We start from the raw sequence: 4,541 nt of genomic DNA, 5'->3' as shown, positions 1-4,541 counted from the left end.
CCCTTAGGGCACTCCTTATTTAACCATATATTTGGTTGCGGGGGCAGGATTTGAACCTGCGACCTTCGGGTTATGAGCCCGACGAGCTACCGAACTGCTCCACCCCGCGATGATATAAAGATAACAAGCTTGGCGGCGTCCTACTCTCACAGGGGGAAACCCCCAACTACCATCGGCGCTGAAGAGCTTAACTTCCGTGTTCGGTATGGGAACGGGTGTGACCTCTTCGCTATCGCCACCAAACAAATTGAGAGTGTTCTCTCAAAACTAGATAACAGGTGTGACATCATTCAAAAATATGGTTAAGTCCTCGATCGATTAGTATCTGTCAGCTCCATGTGTCGCCACACTTCCACCTCAGACCTATCAACCTGATCATCTTTCAGGGATCTTACTTCCTTGCGGAATGGGAAATCTCATCTTGAGGGGGGCTTCATGCTTAGATGCTTTCAGCACTTATCCCTTCCGCACATAGCTACCCAGCGATGCCCTTGGCAGAACAACTGGTACACCAGCGGTGCGTCCATCCCGGTCCTCTCGTACTAAGGACAGCTCCTCTCAAATTTCCTGCGCCCACGACGGATAGGGACCGAACTGTCTCACGACGTTCTGAACCCAGCTCGCGTACCGCTTTAATGGGCGAACAGCCCAACCCTTGGGACCGACTACAGCCCCAGGATGCGATGAGCCGACATCGAGGTGCCAAACCTCCCCGTCGATGTGGACTCTTGGGGGAGATAAGCCTGTTATCCCCGGGGTAGCTTTTATCCGTTGAGCGATGGCCCTTCCATGCGGAACCACCGGATCACTAAGCCCGACTTTCGTCCCTGCTCGACTTGTAGGTCTCGCAGTCAAGCTCCCTTGTGCCTTTACACTCTGCGAATGATTTCCAACCATTCTGAGGGAACCTTTGGGCGCCTCCGTTACCTTTTAGGAGGCGACCGCCCCAGTCAAACTGCCCACCTGACACTGTCTCCCCGCCCGATAAGGGCGGCGGGTTAGAAGGTCAATACAGCCAGGGTAGTATCCCACCGATGCCTCCACCGAAGCTAGCGCTCCGGTTTCCAAGGCTCCTACCTATCCTGTACAAGCTGTACCAAAATTCAATATCAGGCTGCAGTAAAGCTCCACGGGGTCTTTCCGTCCTGTCGCGGGTAACCTGCATCTTCACAGGTACTATAATTTCACCGAGTCTCTCGTTGAGACAGTGCCCAGATCGTTGCGCCTTTCGTGCGGGTCGGAACTTACCCGACAAGGAATTTCGCTACCTTAGGACCGTTATAGTTACGGCCGCCGTTTACTGGGGCTTCAATTCGCACCTTCGCTTACGCTAAGCGCTCCTCTTAACCTTCCAGCACCGGGCAGGCGTCAGCCCCTATACTTCGCCTTACGGCTTCGCAGAGACCTGTGTTTTTGCTAAACAGTCGCCTGGGCCTATTCACTGCGGCTCTCTCGGGCTTTCACCCTAACAGAGCACCCCTTCTCCCGAAGTTACGGGGTCATTTTGCCGAGTTCCTTAACGAGAGTTCTCTCGCACACCTTAGGATTCTCTCCTCGCCTACCTGTGTCGGTTTGCGGTACGGGCACCTCTCACCTCGCTAGAGGCTTTTCTTGGCAGTGTGGAATCAGGAACTTCGCTACTATATTTCGCTCGCCATCACAGCTCAGCCTTATGGGAAACGGATTTGCCTATTTCCCAGCCTAACTGCTTGGACGCGGATATCCAATACCGCGCTTACCCTATCCTCCTGCGTCCCCCCATTGCTCAAATGGTGAGGAGGTGGTACAGGAATATCAACCTGTTGTCCATCGCCTACGCCTTTCGGCCTCGGCTTAGGTCCCGACTAACCCTGAGCGGACGAGCCTTCCTCAGGAAACCTTAGGCATTCGGTGGAGGGGATTCTCACCCCTCTTTCGCTACTCATACCGGCATTCTCACTTCTAAGCGCTCCACCAGTCCTTCCGGTCTGGCTTCACAGCCCTTAGAACGCTCTCCTACCACTGTTCGAAGAACAGTCCGCAGCTTCGGTGATACGTTTAGCCCCGGTACATTTTCGGCGCAGAGTCACTCGACCAGTGAGCTATTACGCACTCTTTAAATGGTGGCTGCTTCTAAGCCAACATCCTGGTTGTCTAAGCAACTCCACATCCTTTTCCACTTAACGTATACTTTGGGACCTTAGCTGGCGGTCTGGGCTGTTTCCCTTTTGACTACGGATCTTATCACTCGCAGTCTGACTCCCAAGGATAAGTCATTGGCATTCGGAGTTTGACTGAATTCGGTAACCCGGTGGGGGCCCCTAGTCCAATCAGTGCTCTACCTCCAAGACTCTAACACATAAGGCTAGCCCTAAAGCTATTTCGGGGAGAACCAGCTATCTCCAAGTTCGATTGGAATTTCTCCGCTACCCACACCTCATCCCCGCACTTTTCAACGTGCGTGGGTTCGGGCCTCCATTCAGTGTTACCTGAACTTCACCCTGGACATGGGTAGATCACCTGGTTTCGGGTCTACGACCACGTACTAAACGCCCTATTCAGACTCGCTTTCGCTGCGGCTCCGCCTCTTCAGCTTAACCTTGCACGGGATCGTAACTCGCCGGTTCATTCTACAAAAGGCACGCCATCACCCGTTAACGGGCTCTGACTACTTGTAGGCACACGGTTTCAGGATCTCTTTCACTCCCCTTCCGGGGTGCTTTTCACCTTTCCCTCACGGTACTGGTTCACTATCGGTCACTAGGGAGTATTTAGCCTTGGGAGATGGTCCTCCCAGATTCCGACGGAATTTCACGTGTTCCGCCGTACTCAGGATCCACTCAGGAGAGAACGAAGTTTCGACTACAGGGTTGTTACCTCCTATGGCGGGCCTTTCCAGACCGCTTCATCTACCTCGTTCCTTTGTAACTCCGTACAGAGTGTCCTACAACCCCAAGAGGCAAGCCTCTTGGTTTGGGCTAATCCCGTTTCGCTCGCCGCTACTCAGGAAATCGCTTTTGCTTTCTCTTCCTCCAGGTACTTAGATGTTTCAGTTCCCTGGGTCTGCCTTCTCATATCCTATGTATTCAGATATGGATACCACTCCATTACGAGTGGTGGGTTTCCCCATTCGGAAATCTCCGGATCAAAGCTTGCTTACAGCTCCCCGAAGCATATCGGTGTTCGTCCCGTCCTTCATCGGCTCCTAGTGCCAAGGCATCCACCGTGCGCCCTTTCTAACTTAACCGTTAAAAAGAATCACTATGTGATATCTTGTATTACTTGAATGTGATGTCTACTGTTATCTAGTTTTCAAAGAACACGTTTCGAAGGAATGATCCTTCAAAACTAAACAAGACAGGGAACGTTCTGTTTATAAGACCCAAGGTCTTATATTCCGTATAATATCCTTAGAAAGGAGGTGATCCAGCCGCACCTTCCGATACGGCTACCTTGTTACGACTTCACCCCAATCATCTGTCCCACCTTCGGCGGCTGGCTCCTAAAAGGTTACCTCACCGACTTCGGGTGTTGCAAACTCTCGTGGTGTGACGGGCGGTGTGTACAAGGCCCGGGAACGTATTCACCGCGGCATGCTGATCCGCGATTACTAGCGATTCCAGCTTCACGCAGTCGAGTTGCAGACTGCGATCCGAACTGAGAACAGATTTGTGGGATTGGCTTAACCTCGCGGTTTCGCTGCCCTTTGTTCTGTCCATTGTAGCACGTGTGTAGCCCAGGTCATAAGGGGCATGATGATTTGACGTCATCCCCACCTTCCTCCGGTTTGTCACCGGCAGTCACCTTAGAGTGCCCAACTGAATGCTGGCAACTAAGATCAAGGGTTGCGCTCGTTGCGGGACTTAACCCAACATCTCACGACACGAGCTGACGACAACCATGCACCACCTGTCACTCTGCCCCCGAAGGGGAAGCCCTATCTCTAGGGTTGTCAGAGGATGTCAAGACCTGGTAAGGTTCTTCGCGTTGCTTCGAATTAAACCACATGCTCCACCGCTTGTGCGGGCCCCCGTCAATTCCTTTGAGTTTCAGTCTTGCGACCGTACTCCCCAGGCGGAGTGCTTAATGCGTTAGCTGCAGCACTAAGGGGCGGAAACCCCCTAACACTTAGCACTCATCGTTTACGGCGTGGACTACCAGGGTATCTAATCCTGTTCGCTCCCCACGCTTTCGCTCCTCAGCGTCAGTTACAGACCAGAGAGTCGCCTTCGCCACTGGTGTTCCTCCACATCTCTACGCATTTCACCGCTACACGTGGAATTCCACTTTCCTCTTCTGCACTCAAGTTTCCCAGTTTCCAATGACCCTCCACGGTTGAGCCGGGGGCTTTCACATCAGACTTAAGAAACCGCCTGCGAGCCCTTTACGCCCAATAATTCCGGACAACGCTTGCCACCTACGTATTACCGCGGCTGCTGGCACGTAGTTAGCCGTGGCTTTCTGGTTAGGTACCGTCACTTTCGCTTCTTCCCTACTGAAAGAGGTTTACAACCCGAAGGCCGTCATCCCTCACGCGGCGTCGCTGCATCAGGCTTCCGCCC

At 53.0% G+C, this 4,541-nt stretch carries 1 tRNA gene and 3 rRNA genes; all 4 read right to left on the bottom strand.

Going from position 1 to position 4,541, the window contains the following annotated elements:
• Positions 1-32: 32 nt before the first annotated feature.
• Positions 33-109, bottom strand: a tRNA-Met gene (locus tag ACFRAH_RS24135).
• An 18-nt stretch (positions 110-127) separates the two neighbouring features.
• Positions 128-243 (bottom strand): 5S ribosomal RNA (gene rrf, locus ACFRAH_RS24130).
• Between the two features lie 55 nt (positions 244-298).
• Positions 299-3,226, bottom strand: a 23S ribosomal RNA gene (locus ACFRAH_RS24125).
• A gap of 167 nt (positions 3,227-3,393) precedes the next feature.
• A 16S ribosomal RNA gene (locus tag ACFRAH_RS24120) occupies positions 3,394-4,541 on the bottom strand; the annotation flags it as partial.

This window comes from Arthrobacter sp. NPDC056727 (genome assembly GCF_042790555.1).
In the GTDB taxonomy this organism is placed as follows: Bacteria; Actinomycetota; Actinomycetes; order Actinomycetales; family Micrococcaceae; genus Arthrobacter.
This window is presented reverse-complemented; position numbering and strand designations above follow the sequence as displayed.